A 19343-nucleotide genomic window follows, 5' to 3' on the forward strand; every position below is an offset into this window, starting at 1 on the left:
CGACATCAAGCTATTATGGAAGAATTAATAATTATAGGCGGAGGTCTGGCGGGCAGTGAAGCTGCATGGCAGGCCGCCAAACGAGGTATCGCTGTGCGTTTGTATGAAATGCGGCCGGTTAAAGCCACTCCCGCCCATCAAACAGCCGCATTAGCTGAGATTGTCTGTTCCAATTCTTTGGGTTCCTTGCTTCTCTCACGCCCTTCCGGTTTTTTAATCGCCGAACTGCAAAAGATGGGTTCACTGCTAATCGAGTGCGCGCTGGAGAACCGTATTCCGGCCGGCAAAGCATTGGCGGTTGACCGGGACGCTTTCTCGAATTCAGTTCAGGAACGCCTGCAGAGTATGCCGAACATCGAAATTATCCGTAAAGAGGTCAGGAAAATTCCATCAAAACCGGCAATATTGGCATCCGGCCCATTAACCTCCCCCGCACTGGCCAGGTCGTTAAAGAAATTCACTCATCAAAACAACCTGTTCTTTTATGACGCAGTTGCGCCCATTATTGAAGCGGATTCAATCAACATGAAAGTAGCTTATTGGGGATCGCGTTATGGAAAAGGAACCAAAACCGGCGGAGATTATATTAATTGCCCCTTCAACATGCTGGCGGAATATGAACGCTTTGTCAGCGAGCTGCTTACCGCAGAAAAAGTCAAACTAAAGAATTTCGAGAAGGACATCTCCAAAGGTGTGCGCGGCGGAAAAGGAAAATTCTTTGAAGCTTGTTTACCCATTGAAGTAATGGCCGCACGCGGGATAAAAACCTTATCCTTTGGCCCCCTGCGTCCCGTAGGGCTGCGCAATCCGCATACCGACTGCCGCCCGCAAGCCGTCGTACAGCTGCGCCAGGATAATCAGGCTGCCACTTTATTTAATATGGTTGGTTTTCAAACCAACCTGACCTACGCTGAACAAAAGCGTGTTTTCAGGATGATCCCGGGCCTCGAAAATGCCGAATTTGTACGTTACGGCCAGATGCACCGCAATACGTATATTTACGCGCCCGACGTACTGCATCCGACTCTTCAATCTCGGGCTAATCCCAACCTTTTTATCGCCGGGCAATTAGCAGGCGTAGAGGGATACCTGGCGAATATTGCCACGGGCATGCTGGCCGGCATCAATGCTGCGCGCTATATCAACGGCGATCCTTTGCTGACATTACCGGCCACATCCATGCTGGGTGCTTTGTGCGCTTATATCACCACACCAAATTTAGAAAGTTTTCAGCCCATGAAAACCAACTTCAGCCTGATTCCACCTTTGGAAGAATTTATTAAAAACAAGGAAGAACGCTTTTTAGCGTTATCCAATCGAGGTTTACAAGACCTATCTGCGTATTTGCGAGAACAACATGAACCGAAAAAGATTTAGTTTCTCAATTATTTTATTGATTGCAGTTTTATTCTCATTAACAAGCTGCCGGTCAAAAGCTTTACCTTCAGTTTCTTCTAATTTCGATGGCAGCCATGCTTATCGCTATGCGGAATCTCTGATGGCCTTTGGGCCGCGTATTCCGGGCAGTAGCGCCTCGAAAGAAACAGTCGATTACATCCGCACAGAAATGAATAAATTTGGGTGGCAGGTGGAAGTCCAGCAATTTGAACACGAGGGTGTCGTTTTGAATAATCTGGTAGCCCATCAGAATTCGAATCCGCCGGATGTCTTGATCGGCGCTCACTATGACACACGCCTGATCAGCGACCAGGAAAGCGATCCGGCCCTGCAATCGCTTCCGGTTCCGGGCGCAAATGACGGAACTTCCGGGACCGCTGTCCTGATGGAATTAGCCCGTTCTCTGGAAGGGCAAGACATCAATGTTTGGCTGGTGTTCTTTGATGGTGAAGATCAGGGCCGTATCAATAATTGGGATTGGAGTGTTGGCGCTCAATATTTTGCCGATAACCTGGCAGCAACGCCAAAGTCGGTAATCGTCATCGATATGATTGGCGATCAGGATCTCAATATCTACCGTGAAAAACAATCTGACCAGGATTTATGCGGCCAAATCTGGAATTCAGCCGAAGAGTTAGGCTTGAGTGATAAATTTATCAACAAGGAGAAATACGCCATGTTGGACGACCATTTACCATTTGTTCAACTTGGCATTCCCTCCTGCCTGCTAATCGATTTCGACTATCCCTACTGGCATACTCAATCCGACGTGTTGGAGCACATTTCTTCTGAAAGTCTGCAAGCCGTTGGAGATGTTCTGTTGAAGTGGCTTTCAGCTTATTCCGATTAAATTGCAAAACCCCCGGGGAATCGGGGGTTTTGCGTGGGAAGATGATGAAGTAGGATTGCTAATTATCAAACAACAGGTTCTGCTATCAAGAATAGCCGACCCCATGAATCTTCTGAACCAACTTGAATACAAGTCTGCAATGTCAGGTGCGCACTGCCCGCGTATACTTTCTTGAATAATTGTGTTGCGCTCAATGTCTCTCCATTATCCAAGTCAGTAAATGAACTGGTTGGAGAGTCAGGAGAAAGTGCCTGGTATTGCAGCACCTCAACAATTTGATAGGTCTGCGTGCTTCCGTCTCCATAAACAACCTGAATGAGGTCATTCAATTTCAGGTCGAAAAATACTTTGCCTGCCAGGAAATTATGCGCAAGAATACCGGTCACGCCGTATTTTTTTGCCATCGCAAATTCGGTGACGACATCTTGTTGTTCCGAAACATAACCTGGTTGGCTGGACGGTTGCTGGACAACCGGAAATTCCATAATATTATCCGCATAAATTCCGCGAATTGCACCGGCCTGCCCATCGGTAACTTTTTCAACAAATTTCTGCAGAGCAGCGCTGCTGGTTGTCTCGGCGGGTAATGCAGCGTTTTGTTCGGATTCCGGTACATACGCCACCGGGTCAGAAATCAGGTTATCGACCTGAAATTCTATACCCGTGACAGGAATAGCATCAACTCCCGATACAGTGACCGGGATTATTAATGCTAGTAGAATCAGCGTTTTTAGAAAATTATTTAAAGCTCTCATCATCATTTTCCACAGACAAGAGCTTCACCAGGCAGGCGCGCGTTAATAATTCACACTACGCTATTTACGTTTTCGGTAGCCTGGCAGTCATAACTCCTTTGGAGTTTTAGACCCATAGCTTTGCGCCGCCAGCTTTCACCGGCTTAGCCCTTGTCGAACGTACTAAGTTGTTAAATTCCCTTTTAAACAAAAAACGGACACAGCCAGGGGCAAAGTCCGTTTAAACAAAAAAGACTTCGGCGGCCTGGCAGTCATAACTCCTCTGGAGTTTTAGACCCATAGCTTTGCGTCCCCAGTTTTCACCGGGTTTACCTTTTCGTGTCGCTTTTATAAAGTTCTATAGCTAATTTAGCACAGATTATAATGACTGTCAATCAAAGATTATTTGAGAAATATTAACGTTATTCAATATCGGGTACTATATATCATATATGAAAAACAACACCATCAGTACACAAATGAAAAAAGAACGCGCCTTTCTAGTGGGCGTTGATTTTGAACAACAGTCCAAAGTTCTTTCAGTCGAAGATTCGCTTGAGGAATTGGCCTTGCTGGCCACTACTGCTGGACTGAAAGTAATCGGTTCGGATTTTCAGAGGCTTTCCAAGCCCAACCCATCCACTTTTATAGGAAGTGGAAAAGTTCAGGAAATTAAAGCCGTATCGGAAAGCCTGCATGCGGATATCATCATTTTTGATGAAGAATTATCTCCCAGGCACTTTCGTGAGTTAGAAGAAGCATTTGGACAGAATATTCGCGTAATCGACCGCACCACGTTGATTTTGGATATATTCGCCCAACACGCGCAAACCCGAGAAGGGAAATTGCAGGTGGAATTGGCCCAATATGAGTATTTGCTTCCCCGCCTGACACGCGCTTGGACACATTTGGCCCGACAGGCTGGCGGCGGCGCCGGGCGTTCTGGCAGCGTTGGTGGGGTCGGGTTGCGCGGACCGGGTGAAACCCAATTGGAAGTTGACCGCCGTAAGATCCGCGAGAAAATCACACGCCTGAAATCCGACATTGAAAAAGTTCGTCAACACCGCCAACGTTATCGTGCAAATCGGAAGCGCTCATTAATACCTGTCGTCACCCTGGTTGGATATACCAACGCAGGCAAGTCCACCCTGCTGAATAATTTGACTCATGCGGATGTTTACGTAGCCGATCAGCTATTTGCCACGCTTGATCCAACCACACGTCGTTTAGAGTTGGCTGGTGGAAACGCGCTGCTATTGACGGACACAGTTGGATTTATCCAAAAATTGCCCACCAACCTGGTGGCGGCATTTCGCGCTACTCTCGAAGAGATATCGGATTCGGATCTCCTATTGCATATAGTTGATGTAAACCATCCCAATGCAATTCAACAATGGCGCTCTGTTTTGGATACCCTGCAAGAAATTGAAGCCGATCATATTCCTATGATCACCATATTAAACAAAATTGACAAGACGGAAGATATTGAGGAAATAAAAAAGCAATATCCTGAGTTTTCCAATGCCGTAACCATATCCGCCAAGAATTCCATAGGAATAGATCAATTGCTGCTTCGTATAAAGCGGGAACTATTTGAGACTTTTATTCCCATCTCAGTGACCATTCCTTATAAAAATGGCACCCTGATTTCATTGTTTCATGAGTTTGGAAAAATCGATCACATTGAAAACAACGTGGGGACTGTCAAAATTACCGGCAGCATTCCCGGTCGTTTATTAGCCGAGTTCGAGAAGTTTAACCAACAACAAAAAAGCCGAGATACAGAGTAATCTCGGCTCTTTCTTTATTATTGATATCGATATTTAGTCTTCGGCTTTATCCACAGACACAATTTCACGGCCTTTGTAAAAACCGCATTTGGGGCAAACGGTATGCGGCAAGCGCATCTCACCACAGTTATTGCAAGCAACCAGATTGCGGGCAGTAATTGCGTCGTGTGCACGTCGGCGGCCGCGGCGGCCCTTGGATAATTTTCTTTTTGGTAAAGGTGTCATCTTTATATTCCTTAATAATTTCTACTAGCTTACACAGACTTGCAATTATAGAAGACGGTTGTTTTCCTGTCAAGACAACAATCATTCTATCTTAAATCCTTTTTTTTATTCAATGAAAATTACAAGGAGAGTATAATTCTAAACTTGTTAGTTTATGTTTGAGAGAGGAATTTATTTCATATGAAGAATAAGGCGTTAAGAAACATTCTTATCATAGTAGTTGTCATCTTAGTAATCTTAATTGACTTCCCAATTCTGGGTAATGTCAAGCAGAAGATTTTCAATCGGGATGTTACTGCCCAACTCGGCCTCGATTTACGCGGCGGCATGCAGGTAGTCTTGCAGGCGCCGGAAGGATACCAAATCGATCAGGAAACGCTTCAAGTAGCCTCATCCATTTTGGAAAACCGCGCGAACGCTTTGGGCGTTAGTGAAGTCCTCTTTCAGGTTGCAGGTGATAACTATATTGTCGGTGAGTTCCCTGGCCTGGAAAATATTGATGAGGTTATCTCGGTCATCAAGCAGACAGGTATGCTGGAATTCGTCGATGTCGGGGATGAGTATCTCGAACCCGGCACCGTCATTCAAACGGACTATACCGGTACCAAGTCTGGCAGTACAGATTCTACCTCACCCGAGGCAGCTGCGACTGTAGCTCCGGAAGCCACTACAACTGTTGCAGCCACCGAAGCTGCCGCTGCCGGCACGGACACCACCGCTGCCGATGCGGCCGCTGCTCCTGCCACCGACAAGATCTATCATACAGTCATTACCGGCGCGGATTTGGAAGACGTTTTCGTCACTGCTCCGCAGACTCCTACAGATGGTTACGCGGTGTCCTTCAAATTGAAATCGGACGCAACCCAGACTTTTGCGGATTACACGACAAATAATGTCGGCAAAATGCTGGCAATCGTTCTCGACCATAAAATCGTTTCCACCCCGGTTATTCACCAAGCTATCACTTCCGGTGAAGGAGCCATCAGTGGTTCCGGCGAGAATGCCTACACCTATGACGAGGCCAACAATCTGCGTATCACCCTCTTTTACGGCACACTGCCGGTTTCACTGGAGATCGCAGAAAGCCGTGTGGTCGGTCCGACCCTTGGTCAGGATTCATTGAATAAAAGCCTGCTTGCAGCTGCAATCGGCTTCTTGATCATCTCCCTCTTTATGCTGATCTATTACCGTGTGCCCGGTTTTGTGGCAATCATTTCCATCACGATTTTCGGTTTGATTACCTACGCCATTTATTTGGTTATTCCCGTAACGCTCACGCTTCCGGGTATCGCCGGTTTCCTCTTGAGCGTCGGCAGCGCACTTGACGCCAATATCCTTCAATTCGAACGTCTAAAAGAAGAACTACGGCGTGGCCGGAATCTACAACAGGCAGTCGATTTGGGCTGGAGCCGCGCGTGGCCTTCCATCCGTGATTCGAACCTGGCTACCCTGATCACCAGCGCAATCCTCTTCTGGTTCGGTTCAACATTTGGCGCAAGTATTGTGAAAGGTTTCGCGCTGACACTGGCTATCGGTGTTGTCATCAGCTTATTTACCGCTTTGTTTGTCACCAGGACATTATTAAGTTCCATTATCGATCGGTTTAAAGATTCCGATAAAGCCAAATGGTTTGGAATTTAGAAGGGTTAGAAAATGAAATTAAACATTCTTGGAAAAAGATACCTATTTTTCTTTATCTCGTTGGCAATGATCGTCCCCGGATTGGTCATTATTGCCATTCACGGCCTGCCGCTTTCGATTGACTTTACCGGTGGCTCCATGCTGGAAATTCAATTTGCAACCGATAAAGCGCCTGCCATGGATGATGTTATTGCCCTCTATACAGACAACGGCATCAATGACACACAGGTTCAATTCAGCAACAGCGATGAAGGAGTTGTCGCAGTCATAAAATCTTCCTCCTTAACACAGGAACAGCATACCGCGATCATCTCAAGCCTGGAAACTAACTTTGACTCGAATTTGGTTGAATTGAAATTTGACACAGTCGGCCCCTCCATCAGTCAATCTGTTACTCAAAGGGCGCTTTTAGCCATCGCCATTTCCGCTCTGGCAGTCATCATCTACATCACGTTTGCGTTCCGCGGAATTCAACATGCTTTCCGCTATGGTGTTTGCGCCATTATTGCCATGCTGCATGACATTCTTATCGTCATCAGCCTCGGCGCAATCGGTAGCCAATTGTTCGGCTGGCAAATGGATTCGCTCTATCTGACCGCCTTACTGACTGTTATCGGTTTTTCAACACAGGACAAGATTGTTGTTTTCGACCGCATTCGTGAAAACTCACCTATCATGCGCCGCGTCCCGTTTGAAAAAATCGTCAACCACTCGATTGTTCAGTCGCTGCAGCGCTCCATTAATACCCAATTGATGACCAGTGAATTCTTATTGCTGTCATTGGCATTATTTGGCGGAACGACTTTGCGCGAAATGTGCATCATTCTGTTGGTTGGTTTGCTCAGCGGTACTTACTCCTCCATCTTTATTGCCTCCCCCATCCTGGTTGTATGGGAAAATAAGGAATGGAAGACTTGGTTTAGAAAAACCAAAACTACAGAAGGATAAAAAACAAAATATTTATAAGGGTTCTGATTTATTGTCAAATCAGAACCCTTTTTTTTATATATACTATCGGTATAAGATAGATACAAGGAAGGTGAAAATGCGCCGAGAAGTAATTTTGATTACGGGAGCAAATGGGGAAATAGGTCACGGTCTGATTACTCAGATACATAAGGAAAACCGCGCTAGAGTGGTTGCGTTGGATTTAAAACCGCTGGATGATTGTCTGATGCCTTACTGTGAACGTTTTATCGTGGGTGACATTCTCGATAAGATGCTCCTGGGCCGGCTGATTGCGGAATATGAAATCACCTCGATATTCCATTTAGCGTCCATCCTGTCAACCAAGGCTGAATACAACCCTGAAGCTGCCCACGAGATCAACGTGGAAGGCACCATCAACTTATTGCGCTTGGGCGTAGAACTGTCTCAATGGCAGGGTAAACCAGTTAAATTTATTTATCCCAGCTCAATTGCGGTTTACGGCCTTCCGAATATTGAATCAAAGCGCTCTTCAGGAAAAGTTCGGGAAGATCAATTCTGCAGCCCCAATACCATGTATGGCTGCAATAAGATTTACTGTGAAAACCTGGGGCGCTATTACTCCAAGCATTACCGCCAATTAGCAAAAGATCCGGTGAAAAACACGGTTGATTTCCGCTGCCTGCGATTCCCGGGATTGGTCAGCGCGGAAACAATCCCCACCGGCGGTACCAGTGACTTTGGCCCTGAAATGCTGCACTACGCCGCTCAGAACGTCCCTTACGACTGTTTTGTACGCGAAGATACCCGTATTCCCTTTATGGCTATGCCGGATGCCATTAAAGCCCTTCTGATGCTTGAAGCTGCGCCCATGGCTAATCTGACGCAAACCAGCTATAACGTAACCAGCTTTTCCCCAACGGCCGCTGAAATTGAGCAATATGTTCGCAAAGCCTTCCCTGAAGCGCAAATCAATTACGCCGTGCATCCCCAACGGCAAACTATTGTGGACAGCTGGCCGGCGGATGTCGATGACAGCCCGGCGCGTAAAGACTGGAATTGGGAGCCGGATTACGATATGCGCAAAGCATTTGAGGAGTACCTGATACCCGCAATCCGGAATCGGTATTCAAGCAGCTCCTGCTAAACGAAGCTATCTAGAAATTAAATACGAAAACCAGATCGTTGACATTGGTCCCTGTCGGGCCAATCCTGATCAGGCTGCCTACACGATCCAGGTAATTGTAAGCATCGTTCCTTGCCAGGTAGTCTTCTGCTTTCATGTCCAGCGCAGAACCTTCGGCAATCGTCCATCCGTTCACAGCCGCACCGGCAGCATCGGTTGGGCCGTCCTCCCCGTCAGTTGCCAGGGAGATAAACAAGCAACTCTGACGGCCTTTGATCTGTAAGGCCGCGCTGAGCGCCGTTTCCTGGTTACGCCCGCCTTTACCGTTCCCCTTTACAGTAACCGTGGTCTCGCCGCCTGCGATTAACAGCATCGGCTTATGTTCTGATCGCTTTTCTTCAATCAATTGCAAGAATTTGGAGGCGAGTTGTGCCCCAATTTCTCGTGCTTCACCGGTTATTTCGCTGCTATATATATGCGTATGAATTCCAGCTTGATTGGCCCGTTGACCGGCTGCGTCGATTGCCAATTGCAGACTGCCGATAATAAATGTATGCGCATCTAGTAAACATTTATCTCCCTCTTTAACAGTCTCGGGAATCATGCCATCTGCGCCATTTTTAATTATTCCTATAACATTTTCCGGAATCTTCTTTTCAATCTGATATCGTTGAACAATTTGCAGTACATCCGAAAAAGTACTTGGATCGGCAACGGTTGGTCCGGAAGCAATAGCATCCAGCGAATCACCGATTACATCTGAAAGAACTAGCGTCGCCAATTTCGCAGGCCAGATCATCCTGGCCAGTCCTCCGCCCTTTATCTTATCCAAATGCTTTCGAACGGCATTCACTTCATTGATGGTTGCACCTGAAAATAGTAATTGTCTGGTAACTGCCTGCATATCCGCCAGGCTAATCGGTTCTACCGGTAAAGTCATCAAAGAGGAACCGCCGCCTGAAATAAGGCAAATTACCAGGTCATTTTTTGTCATTCGCGTGCTGAAATCAGCGAGTCTTTTTGCGCTTTCCAGCGATTTTTCCGTTGGGATAGGATGATCGCCAAAAAGTATCTCAATTGATGCTGGCAATTGGTCCATAGTTTGCCTATCCGCATGTTTTCCAATGATAACGCCGCCTTTTATAAGGCTTCCCAATGCGTCGTAAACAGCTTTTGTCATGGGAAGGACAGCTTTTCCCGTCCCAATGACGTAAATATTCTCGATTTCATTCAAAAGGAGAACCTTTTGGCCGATTTCCAACCGGGATTGATTCATTTTTATAAATTTACGTGTGCACAGGTATGGATCAACAGCTTCCAAGGCTGTTTCCAGGATGTCATTGACAATTTCATATTGAGAACACAGTGTTGAAGAAATAAATTTTCGTCCCATGACATATTTCCTTATATTGCTGATTTGATATCCAATTCTACAATATCCTCACAGTTACCTGAAGCAAAACGGAGTAAAATAATGACTTGTGTGATGAGAAGGTAAAATACTTCTGTAAATAAATACCATTCTTTCATCCTATTTACATTGATGAGTTGTAAATCTATCAAAACCTATCAAATATTTAATTTCAGGAGGTCCCATTGTGGATATTGATACTCTAAACGGTTTATTTAAACCTAAATCAGTTGCTGTCATCGGCGCTTCTTCGACAGTAGGGAAAATTGGTCATACAGTTGTTCTCAATTTGACAGAAAGTAAATATGAAGGCAACGTTTACCCGATTAACCCTAAAGCCGATGAAATTCTCGGTTTCAAATGTTATCCCACCATTCAAGATGTAAAAAAGCCCATTGACTTAGCAATAATTACTATCCCGGCAAAATTTGTCTCTGATACTATCGATGAATGCGGAAAAGCCGGCGTAAAAGGTGTAGCTATTATCACTTCCGGGTTTGCCGAAGTCGGCCTGGTGGATCTGGAAAAAGAAATTGTTGAAAAAGCGCATAGTTACGGTATGCGTGTTTTAGGCCCCAATATTGTGGGTATCTTATCCAACTCCGACAAATTCAATGGTTCCTTCGCACCCTTCCTGCCCTTCAATGGTAAAGGCTCCCTGGTTTCTCAAAGTGGCGCCCTTTTGATCGGTATTGATGCCGCCACCTATATGCGCGGTATCGGTTTCGACAAACTGATTTCCATCGGTAATATGTCGGATGTCAACTTTGCCGACACAATTGAATTCCTGGATAACGATCCCAACACCTCCTGCATTTCTCTATACATTGAAGGCTTCAAAGATGGCCGGCGCGTTATCGACGTCAGTCGTAAGGCCAAAAAACCCATCGTGGCTTTAAAATCCGGCGTTTCCGCGCATGGCGCCGCCGCTGCTGCTTCCCATACCGGCTCTCTGGCCGGTGCGGCCAAAGTTTACAAATCCGCTTTCGCTCAGGCCGGTATCATTCAGGCTGAGGATTTGGACAATTTATTTGACCGCACTTTGGCGCTTTCCCTGCAGCCGCCTTTGAAAAACGATAATGTCCTCATCATCACCAATGGCGGCGGTGTGGGCGTTTTGGGTACAGATGCAGCTGAGAAGTACGGCATCCCCCTGAAATTCGCTCCGGAAGATGTTCAGGAAGAACTGAAAAAGCACATGCCTGAATTCGGCTCCGCTAAGAACCCGGTTGACCTGACCGGTATGGCCGGTAATGAATGGTATTTCGAAACGGTCAACTTCTCCATCTCGCATAAATGGGTCCAGGGTTTGGTAGTGTTGTATTGCGAAACGGCTATGACTGACCCCATGGGTATTGCACAAGCGATTAAAGAAGCTGTTGTAAAGTCCGGCATCAAAGACAAACCGGTTGCGGTTTCCTTCGTTGGCGGTGAACGCAGCGAAAAAGCCATGCATTGGTTGGTTGAAAATGGCATCCCCGCCTACCAGGCGCCCGATATTGCCCTGAATGCCATGGCTGCCCTGCGCGAATATGCCATTATCCGCGAATCGGCGAATGATGAGCCCTTCACCTACGCAAAAGCCGATAAGAAACTGGCGATGGAAGTCATCAACAAAGCTCGCAGTGAAAATCGCAATGCTTTGACTGAAATTGAAGCTAAAGAGATTTTCAGCGCCTACGGTATGCCTGTCACAAAAGTAAAACTCTCCACTTCAGAAGAAGAAGCTGTCAAATTTGCTGAAGAGATCGGTTTCCCTGTCGTAATGAAAATCGTATCCCCCGATATCCTGCATAAATCGGATGCCGGCGGTGTGAAAGTCAACATTACCGACGAAAAGGGTGTTCGCGAGGCCTACAAAGAAATCATGAAAAACGCCAAAGCCTACAAAGCTGACGCAAACATTCATGGTATCGTCATCCAGGAAATGGCTCCCTGGGGAACGGAAGTCATTCTCGGTTCAGTCAACGATCCGACCTTTGGGCCTACTCTGATGTTCGGTTTGGGCGGTATTTTCGTGGAAGTCATGAAGGATGTGACTTTCAAGGTGGCGCCTTTCTCCGCGAAACAGGCTGAGAGTATGCTGACAGAAATCAAAGCTGCTCCCATTTTGGCCGGTACACGCGGTGAAAAACCCCGCGATCGCAAGATGCTTGCCAATACCATTTGCTTATACGCCAATATGATCGTCGACCTCAAAGACGAAATCAGCGAATCCGATGCCAATCCTGTCCTGGTATATGAAGAAGGATCCGGATTGAAAGTTGCTGATGCCAGAATTATTCTGAAGAAGAAATAAGCATCTTCCTTAAACATAAAAAGCTGTGGTTACATAACCACAGCTTTTTTTTATTTCCCTTGCAAGTAGTAGAGTTACTTTTGCGATTGATAAAGTTTGTAGGATCCTTCCCAAAAGGCTCCCATCTTTTTCCGGGTGGGTTTCACACTGGCTAAGTGGGCAAATAAATCACCCAGAGCGCCCGGCCAGCTTCCCCAACCTTTTTCGGTTTCTTCGTCAATTATTTGCTGTTTTATTTTCGCAACCCATTCCCATTCCAATCTGAATTGGTCAGCTTTGGTCCAATATCCGCGCTTCTCCCATGGGGTTAAAGTAGCTTCCACCGATTTCTCTACCTCACCCAAGGTAATGATAACAAATGCGATAATATCATTGCGATTTTGTCCGGTCAACTTGGGCGATTGGATATCCGGCATTAGGTTTACCAGCAGCTTCAATAACTTTGATCGTCTATTTCCTGGCGTTTCCGAATGTACGATGTTACTCATGATGCTCCATAGTTATGTATTCAGTATTTCGAGAGAACATTATAACGAAAACTTCAGTTGACGGTAGTATTTCATTAGCATATAATTTTAGCGCTTTGGGGAAGTGCTGGAATTGGCAGACAGGCATGACTTAGGATCATGTGTCGCAAGGCGTGAGGGTTCAAGTCCCTCCTTCCCCATAAAATCTATTGAAGAGGTATTACTTTGAAGTTCGAAAAGAAGCAACTGGAAAATCATCAGGTTGAAATCACGGTTGAAACTGATGAGGAGCAATTCAAAAAAAGTAAGGGACAAGCTGCTCGCGAAATATCCAAGGATTCCAAGATTCCCGGTTTCCGTCCGGGTAAGGCTCCTTATGATGTAGTTCAGCGAATCTATGGAGAGGATTATATTGAGGAGCGGGCAGTTGAACTCGTCATCAACGAACTTTATCCTCAGATTTTGAAAGAAGCGGAAATCAAACCATACGGCCCCGGTAAATTGGATGACATTATCGAGAAGAACCCGCCCAAATTTAAATTATCCATCCCCCTGGAGCCTGAAGTTGAGTTGGCAGATTATAAAACACTCAAAGCGCCCTACAAACTGCCCAAAACCACAGAAAAAGAAATTGAAGTCGTATTAAAGAACCTGCAAACCAATTATGCCACCGCGGAAGAAGTAGACCGCCCAACAGAGAATGGCTATTTGGTTACTGCGGTTATCAATGCCGAGTTGATTAAGCCGGATGAAGGCCAAGATGCACAGATCCTGAAAGATACCCCTCACCAGGCAATCATAGGCGAAAATACCGATGAAGAACAATTCCCCTTCAAAGGTTTTTCAGACAACTTTATCGGTATGGCAAAGGGTGAAGAAAAAGAATTCACTCATAAATATCCCAAAGACTCCGATTTCGAGCATCTGCGCGGGAAAGAAGTCAAATTCAAAGTCCGTTTGGAAAACGTCAAGAAATTGATCAAACCGGAATTGGACGATGAATTCGCCAAGACCCTAGGCCTTGAGGATTTGAAAACTGTCAAAGAATCCATCAAATTGCAGCTCGAAACAGAAAAACGCAATGAGTATGACAACAAATACTATGATGAGCTGCTGGACAAACTGGTTAAGAAATCAGTTGTCAAATATCCCCCATTGGCTCTGGAAGATGAAATCAACGATGTGTTGAGCAATTTTGAATCCAACCTGGCCAAACAGAACCTGGATCTGGATACCTACCTCAAAATCAACTCGCGCGAAAAAGAAGATTTCATTGAAAAGGATATCAAGCCGGCTGCGCAAAAGCGTTTGGAGCATTCATTGGTTATGGATGAAGTCAGCCGCACGGAGAAAATTGAATTGGACCAGGCCGAGCTGCAACAGGAATACACCCGTTCCTTCATGCAAATGCAATCGGCGCCGGATTTCCAAAAGCTGCAAAAACAGTTCACCACTCAAAAACTGGCAAATGTCACGGTTATGCAGGCTGCTTCCCGTTTGATGAATATGAAAACCCTGGAAAAACTGAAAGCATACGCCAGCGGTGAAATGGAAGCTAAAGAAAAAGAAGCTGCCAAAGCAGAAGCTGAACCTGTTGCCGAGACGCCTGCCGTGAAAGAACCGGCCGCTGAAGAAACTGACCCTAAAGAATAAATCAAATAAATTTTTGATATTATTTTTTACGGTTATACCTTATGATTGCAGTCTAAAATAAATAAGGTGAAAAAATATGAACACTAATTTCAACAATGTAATTCCGATGGTAGTGGAATCTTCCGGCCGCGGTGAGCGTGCTTATGATATCTATTCCCTGCTTTTACGGGAGAGGATCATTTTTGTTGGCACACCCATCGATGACCAGGTTGCCAATGTCATCGTTGCACAGTTGTTATATTTGAGCCGTGAAGATGCTGATCGGGAAATTTCCATGTATATTAACTCACCCGGCGGTCAAATCTATTCCGGTCTGGCTATTTTTGATACCATGCGCATGATCCCTAACAAGATCAGCACCGTGGCAGTAGGCGTTACCGCTTCTTTCGGTACCGTGCTCTTAACAGCCGGGACCAAAGGCCATCGTTATGCCCTGCCGCACGCGACCATCCACATGCACCAGCCGCTCGGCGGTGCTCAAGGCCAGGCGTCCGATATCGAGATTCAGGCGAAGGAAATCCTGCGCTTGAAAGCGCGTCTGAATGAGATCATGTCCGAAAGCACCGGCCAGCCCATCGATGTCATCGAGCGGGATACCGAGCGCGATTTTTACATGAGCGCGGATCAAGCCGTTGAATATGGTTTGGTGGATAAAGTCCTAACCCCGCCAGAAAAATAGTTCGTTTCAGAAAATAAACTAAAATTAAGCCGGATGCCCCAAGGCCATCCGGCTTTTTATAGGAACAGGAGAGGATATGCTTCAAATCCAAAAACTTAATGTTAAGGCAGCCATTCTAGACATGGACGGCGTCCTATGGCGGTTGACCACTCCATTAGTGGATTTGCCTGGACTATTCAATGCTTTCTCAAAGAATAATATTCAGGTCATGTTCGCGACCAATAACGGCACTGCCACTGTCGATCAATACGTCAAAAAACTGGCTGGGTTTGGCATATCCGTTGAATCCTGGCAGGTTTTGACCTCGGCCATGGCTACCGGGTATTCACTGAAGAAAACCTTCCCCAACGGTGGTCCTATCTACATCATGGGAGAAAAAGCGCTGCATGACACGCTAAAGGATTTCGGCTTCTACCACGATACACAGGCCCCTCAAGCCGTTGCAGCCGGCCTTACCCGTGAATTGGACTATAACATGCTCAAAGATACCTCCCTGATGATCCAGAAAGGGCTGCCATTTTATTTCACAAATCCGGATCCGACTTATCCTACACCGGAAGGCAACATTCCCGGTGCCGGAACGGTCCTGGCTGCTCTGGAAGCCGCGTCAGGCGTAAAAGCCAAACTAGCCGGTAAGCCCCTTCCCTTCCTGTTTGAGCTGGGCATGCAGCGCATGAACACAACTCCCGAAGAAACACTGGTAGTCGGCGACCGCCTCGATACGGATATTCTGGGCGGGCAGAAATCCGGCTGCAAGACAGCCATGGTACTCACCGGGATTTCAACTCGCGAAGAAGCTGAGCAGTGGCAGCCGCAGCCTGATTTGGTAATTCCCGACATTATGGGACTATTTGAAGAGGTTTAGTACTGAAAAGTCTCGATAAAGATGAATAACTTTTTTGACCTGCAATACGAGGACCTTGAGGATGAACTGCGCGGCCTTTCCCAACCGGGATTTCGAGCCAAACAGATATGGCAGGGCGTTTACCAATTGCAGCATTCCTCCTGGCAAGATTTCACCAATATCCCAAAGGAATTACGCGTATTTCTTGAAAGCCACTATTCCCTGGTATCGCTGAATGTTTTGGATGAAACATCTGCGCTGGACCAACAATCCACCAAATATCTTTTTTCTCTTTCAGATGGGAATTTTGTTGAATCCGTCATTTTAAGAAATAACGACCGCATTACCCTGTGTATCTCCACGCAATCCGGATGCCCGGTTGGTTGTGTTTTCTGCGCGACCGGTAAATTTGGTTTTTTCCGTGATCTGACCAGCGGTGAAATCGTCGAACAGGTTATTCATTTATCGCGTTTGCTCAGCCAGCAGGGCGAGCACATCACCAACATCGTATTAATGGGCATGGGGGAGCCTTTCCTCAATTTTGAGGCCACTCTGGACGCTGTAAAGCGATTCAACGACAATTTCGGTATGAATATCGGCGCACGGCGTATTACCATTTCAACCATCGGTATTCCCGATAAAATCTTGCGCTTTGCTCAGGAAGGTCTGCAAATAAACCTGGCTGTCTCCCTGCACGCGCCAAATGACGCGCTGCGCCGCGAATTGGTGCCAGTGGCCGCCAGGATTCATATATCCGAACTTATGCAGGCTTGCCGCCAGTATATTAAAGCCACCAATCGCCGCATCACATTCGAATACGTTCTGATCAATGGCGTGAACGATCAACCGCAACAGGCGGAAGAATTAGCGGCTCTTTTAAGCGGAATGCTTTGCCACGTCAACTTGATTGGGTTAAATCCCACCGCGCATTATCCCGGCCGGACACCCAGCCATCAAACTATGAACGCATTCGGACATATTCTGCTTTCTCACAATATTCCCACTTCTATCCGCAACAGTCAGGGATCGGATATCCAGGCTGCCTGCGGACAACTTGCGGGAAGAATGCGCAAATAAAACAAGTTAAAATAGCTTAATAGCTTTTTGGAGGAATTATGCAAGATTTGGTCAACCGATTTGAGGAATTACGTCAACGTATCACTGAACTTATGGAGCATCTTTGACTGGGGTAAAAAGCAGTCAAAATTATCGAAATTAAAAAAAGAATCCGAGGGGGAAAGTTTCTGGCAGGATAATAAAAACGCGCAGCAAGTGATGAAGGAAATTTCGGATATCCAATCCGAAATGGATCTTTGGTACGGTTTATCCAACCGGGTAAATGATTTCATGGATCTGGCTTCCAGCGGTGATGAAAGTTTCCGTGACGAGCTGGAACAGGAAGCAGCCAAGATGGAAGGTGATCTGGATCGCCTTGAGATTACTACCCTTCTATCCGGGCCGTATGATAAAGGCAACGCATTACTATCCATCAATTCCGGTGCCGGCGGAACGGATGCCCAGGATTGGGCAGCCATGCTTTTGCGGATGTATCTCCGCTGGGCTGAGAACCGTGGCTATAAAATTGAAACCATTCACCAGACCGAAGGAGAAGAAGCGGGTATAAAAAGCGCCACAATTCTAATCGAAGGGCCTTACGCGTACGGGTATTTGCGCGCCGAAAAAGGCGTGCATCGTCTGGTGCGCCTGTCACCTTTCGACGCGGCCCATCGCCGCCACACTTCTTTCGTCCAGGTTGAAGTTCTGCCTGAAGTTGCCGCCGAAGACCCCACCATCGACTTGAATCCGGATGACTTGGTCATCGACATCTACAAATCTTCCGGCGCAGGCGGCCAAAACGTGCAGAAAAACGCCACCGCCATCCGCATCACCCATAAGCCGACCGGCATTGTCGTATCCTGTCAAAATGAACGCTCGCAGCTGCAGAACCGTGAAAACGCCATGAAAGTCTTGCGCGGTCGTTTGTATGAATTGAAGCTGGTGGAGCAGGAAGAAAACCTGTCAAAATTACGCGGTGAATATCAGAAGGCGGAATGGGGCAGCCAAATCCGTTCATACGTTTTGCACCCCTATCAACTGGTGAAAGACCACCGCACGGAATACGAAAAGGGAAATACGCAAGCAGTTTTAGACGGGGATTTGGACGAATTTATTGAAGCATATTTAAAGAACCGGTAGTTTTCTACCGGTTCTATTCTGTTCTATTCAGTTTATTTTTCTTAGTCTAATTTTCTGGCCAGCTCAAAGAGCTCCATGTCAATTTCTTTGGTCTTTCCGACTACCTCTTCCAGAGGCGTGGTATGGACTTTTCCATTTACCCAACCGACTAAGACGCCATACTTACCTGCTTCCAGCGCGTCAGTGGCTCCTGCGCCCAATCGACTGGCAAGAATACGGTCGGAAGCGCCTGGAGCGCCGCCGCGTTGGACATGGCCCAGTATGGTCACACGCAGTGCAAACCCGATTCGATCTTCATGTTGTTTGAAATACTCTGCCAAACGCGTCGCGTTATATGTGGCGCCTTCGGCTACAACCACAATCGCGTGTGATTTTCCTTTTTCATAGGCATGAATCAGAATTTGAGCAATTTCTTCCGGATCAGACTCCACTTCGGGAATGACCACTGTTTCCGCCCCGCCGGCGATTGCGGCCATCAAAGCCAGATAACCGCACTTGCGGCCCATAACCTCAATCAGGAATCCCCGCTGGTGAGAGGAACCGGTAACTTTCAAACGGTCAATTGCCTCCAAGGCAATATTGAGAGCGGTATCCACACCAATAGTGATGTCCGTCCCCACCAAATCGTTATCGATGGTGGAAGCTACGCCCACAACCGGAAACCCCATTTCATGCAGTTTGAAGGTTCCTGTTTGAGAACCGTTTCCGCCAATAACAACCAAACCTTCAATACTATTTTCATTTAATGAACGGATGGCTTTTAAACGACCACCTTCGGTCTTAAACTCTTCGCAGCGCGCGCTTCCCAGAACCGTGCCGCCGCGTTGAATAATACCGCCAACATCACGAACACCCAAAGGAATCATCTTACCTTCAATCAATCCCTTATAGCCTTCGCGGATTCCATATACTTCCCAGCCCTTGGCCACACCCGTCCTGACAACCGCGCGAATCGCGGCATTCATTCCGGGAGCATCGCCACCGCTGGTTAATACTCCAATTCGTTTCATAGATACTCCAAGTCAATATAATCAAAAAAATTCTAACATCAATTATCCCACTTTATGTATTTTTCTCGTTAGTAATTTAAATGAATGTTAAAA

General features: G+C 46.5%; 17 protein-coding genes, 1 tRNA gene and 2 riboswitches. Of the genes, 13 read left to right on the forward strand and 5 right to left on the reverse strand.

What is annotated here, in order from left to right:
• Positions 1-15 precede the first annotated feature (15 nt).
• Both trmFO and Pelsub_RS09475 read left to right on the forward strand, forming a co-directional pair.
• Positions 16-1377 carry a methylenetetrahydrofolate--tRNA-(uracil(54)-C(5))-methyltransferase (FADH(2)-oxidizing) TrmFO gene (gene trmFO, locus Pelsub_RS09470; RefSeq protein WP_116223975.1) on the forward strand — a complete coding sequence of 454 codons (1362 nt, stop codon included), beginning with the start codon at positions 16-18 and terminating at the stop codon, positions 1375-1377.
• Complete coding sequence (locus Pelsub_RS09475) at positions 1358-2248, forward strand: M28 family peptidase (protein WP_116223974.1); 891 nt, start codon at positions 1358-1360, stop codon at positions 2246-2248. The genes trmFO and Pelsub_RS09475 overlap by 20 nt, the downstream gene beginning before the upstream one ends.
• A 65-nt stretch (positions 2249-2313) precedes the next feature.
• On the opposite strand, the gene Pelsub_RS09480 is transcribed toward Pelsub_RS09475, so the two are convergent.
• On the reverse strand, positions 2314-3003 hold the full coding sequence (locus Pelsub_RS09480) for a sortase family protein (protein WP_158675063.1): 690 nt from the start codon (positions 3001-3003) through the stop codon (positions 2314-2316).
• A gap of 71 nt (positions 3004-3074) precedes the next feature.
• Positions 3075-3162, reverse strand: a riboswitch (cyclic di-GMP riboswitch).
• Positions 3163-3238: 76 nt separating this feature from the next.
• Positions 3239-3326: riboswitch (cyclic di-GMP riboswitch) on the reverse strand.
• Positions 3327-3461: 135 nt separating this feature from the next.
• Between Pelsub_RS09480 and hflX the strand changes: the two genes are divergently transcribed.
• Entirely contained in the window at positions 3462-4772 is a 1311-nt protein-coding gene (gene hflX, locus Pelsub_RS09485) for a GTPase HflX (RefSeq protein WP_232528587.1), read from the forward strand.
• Positions 4773-4805: 33 nt separating this feature from the next.
• Here hflX and rpmF read toward each other — a convergent pair whose 3' ends face one another.
• A complete protein-coding gene (gene rpmF / locus Pelsub_RS09490; protein WP_116223971.1) occupies positions 4806-4997 on the reverse strand; it encodes a 50S ribosomal protein L32 in 192 nt (63 codons plus the stop codon).
• Between the two features lie 180 nt (positions 4998-5177).
• Between rpmF and secD the strand changes: the two genes are divergently transcribed.
• From secD to Pelsub_RS09505, 3 genes are all read left to right on the forward strand, one after another.
• On the forward strand, positions 5178-6638 hold the full coding sequence (gene secD, locus Pelsub_RS09495) for a protein translocase subunit SecD (RefSeq protein WP_116223970.1): 1461 nt from the start codon (positions 5178-5180) through the stop codon (positions 6636-6638).
• 12 nt (positions 6639-6650) lie between these two features.
• On the forward strand, positions 6651-7586 hold the full coding sequence (gene secF / locus Pelsub_RS09500) for a protein translocase subunit SecF (protein ID WP_116223969.1): 936 nt from the start codon (positions 6651-6653) through the stop codon (positions 7584-7586).
• 97 nt (positions 7587-7683) lie between these two features.
• A complete protein-coding gene (locus Pelsub_RS09505; RefSeq protein ID WP_116223968.1) occupies positions 7684-8712 on the forward strand; it encodes an NAD-dependent epimerase/dehydratase family protein in 1029 nt (342 codons plus the stop codon).
• A 10-nt stretch (positions 8713-8722) separates the two neighbouring features.
• Here Pelsub_RS09505 and Pelsub_RS09510 read toward each other — a convergent pair whose 3' ends face one another.
• Positions 8723-10084: a glycerate kinase type-2 family protein gene (locus Pelsub_RS09510; RefSeq protein WP_116223967.1), complete on the reverse strand. Its 1362-nt coding sequence runs from the start codon at positions 10082-10084 to the stop codon at positions 8723-8725.
• Between the two features lie 205 nt (positions 10085-10289).
• Here Pelsub_RS09510 and Pelsub_RS09515 point away from each other — a divergent pair, with 205 nt between their 5' ends.
• Positions 10290-12401, forward strand: a complete 2112-nt coding sequence (locus Pelsub_RS09515) for an acetate--CoA ligase family protein (RefSeq protein WP_198418332.1) — start codon at positions 10290-10292, stop codon at positions 12399-12401.
• 74 nt (positions 12402-12475) lie between these two features.
• On the opposite strand, the gene Pelsub_RS09520 is transcribed toward Pelsub_RS09515, so the two are convergent.
• The gene (locus Pelsub_RS09520) at positions 12476-12889 is read right to left on the reverse strand and encodes a hypothetical protein (RefSeq protein WP_126440477.1); all 414 of its coding nucleotides are present in this window, start codon (positions 12887-12889) and stop codon (positions 12476-12478) included.
• Between the two features lie 97 nt (positions 12890-12986).
• On the opposite strand from Pelsub_RS09520, the gene Pelsub_RS09525 reads away from it, so the two are divergent.
• From Pelsub_RS09525 to prfB, 6 genes are all read left to right on the forward strand, one after another.
• Positions 12987-13068 (forward strand) — tRNA-Leu (locus tag Pelsub_RS09525).
• 25 nt (positions 13069-13093) lie between these two features.
• Entirely contained in the window at positions 13094-14521 is a 1428-nt protein-coding gene (tig, locus tag Pelsub_RS09530; protein ID WP_158675064.1) for a trigger factor, read from the forward strand.
• Between the two features lie 76 nt (positions 14522-14597).
• On the forward strand, positions 14598-15200 hold the full coding sequence (locus Pelsub_RS09535) for an ATP-dependent Clp protease proteolytic subunit (RefSeq protein WP_116223964.1): 603 nt from the start codon (positions 14598-14600) through the stop codon (positions 15198-15200).
• Between the two features lie 76 nt (positions 15201-15276).
• A complete protein-coding gene (locus Pelsub_RS09540; RefSeq protein WP_116223963.1) occupies positions 15277-16065 on the forward strand; it encodes an HAD-IIA family hydrolase in 789 nt (262 codons plus the stop codon).
• Between the two features lie 21 nt (positions 16066-16086).
• Positions 16087-17121, forward strand: coding sequence for a 23S rRNA (adenine(2503)-C(2))-methyltransferase RlmN (gene rlmN / locus Pelsub_RS09545; RefSeq protein ID WP_116223962.1), 1035 nt, complete (start codon positions 16087-16089; stop codon positions 17119-17121).
• 38 nt (positions 17122-17159) lie between these two features.
• A protein-coding gene (gene prfB, locus Pelsub_RS09550) for a peptide chain release factor 2 (protein WP_174233255.1) occupies positions 17160-18240 on the forward strand; the annotation gives its coding sequence in 2 pieces (ribosomal slippage) (positions 17160-17225 and positions 17227-18240; 1080 coding nt in all).
• Between the two features lie 41 nt (positions 18241-18281).
• Here prfB and pfkA read toward each other — a convergent pair.
• On the reverse strand, positions 18282-19250 hold the full coding sequence (gene pfkA, locus Pelsub_RS09555) for a 6-phosphofructokinase (protein ID WP_116223960.1): 969 nt from the start codon (positions 19248-19250) through the stop codon (positions 18282-18284).
• Positions 19251-19343: the final 93 nt, after the last annotated feature.

The sequence above is a fragment of the Pelolinea submarina genome, assembly GCF_003966975.1.
GTDB classification, from domain to species: Bacteria; Chloroflexota; Anaerolineae; order Anaerolineales; family Anaerolineaceae; genus Pelolinea; species Pelolinea submarina.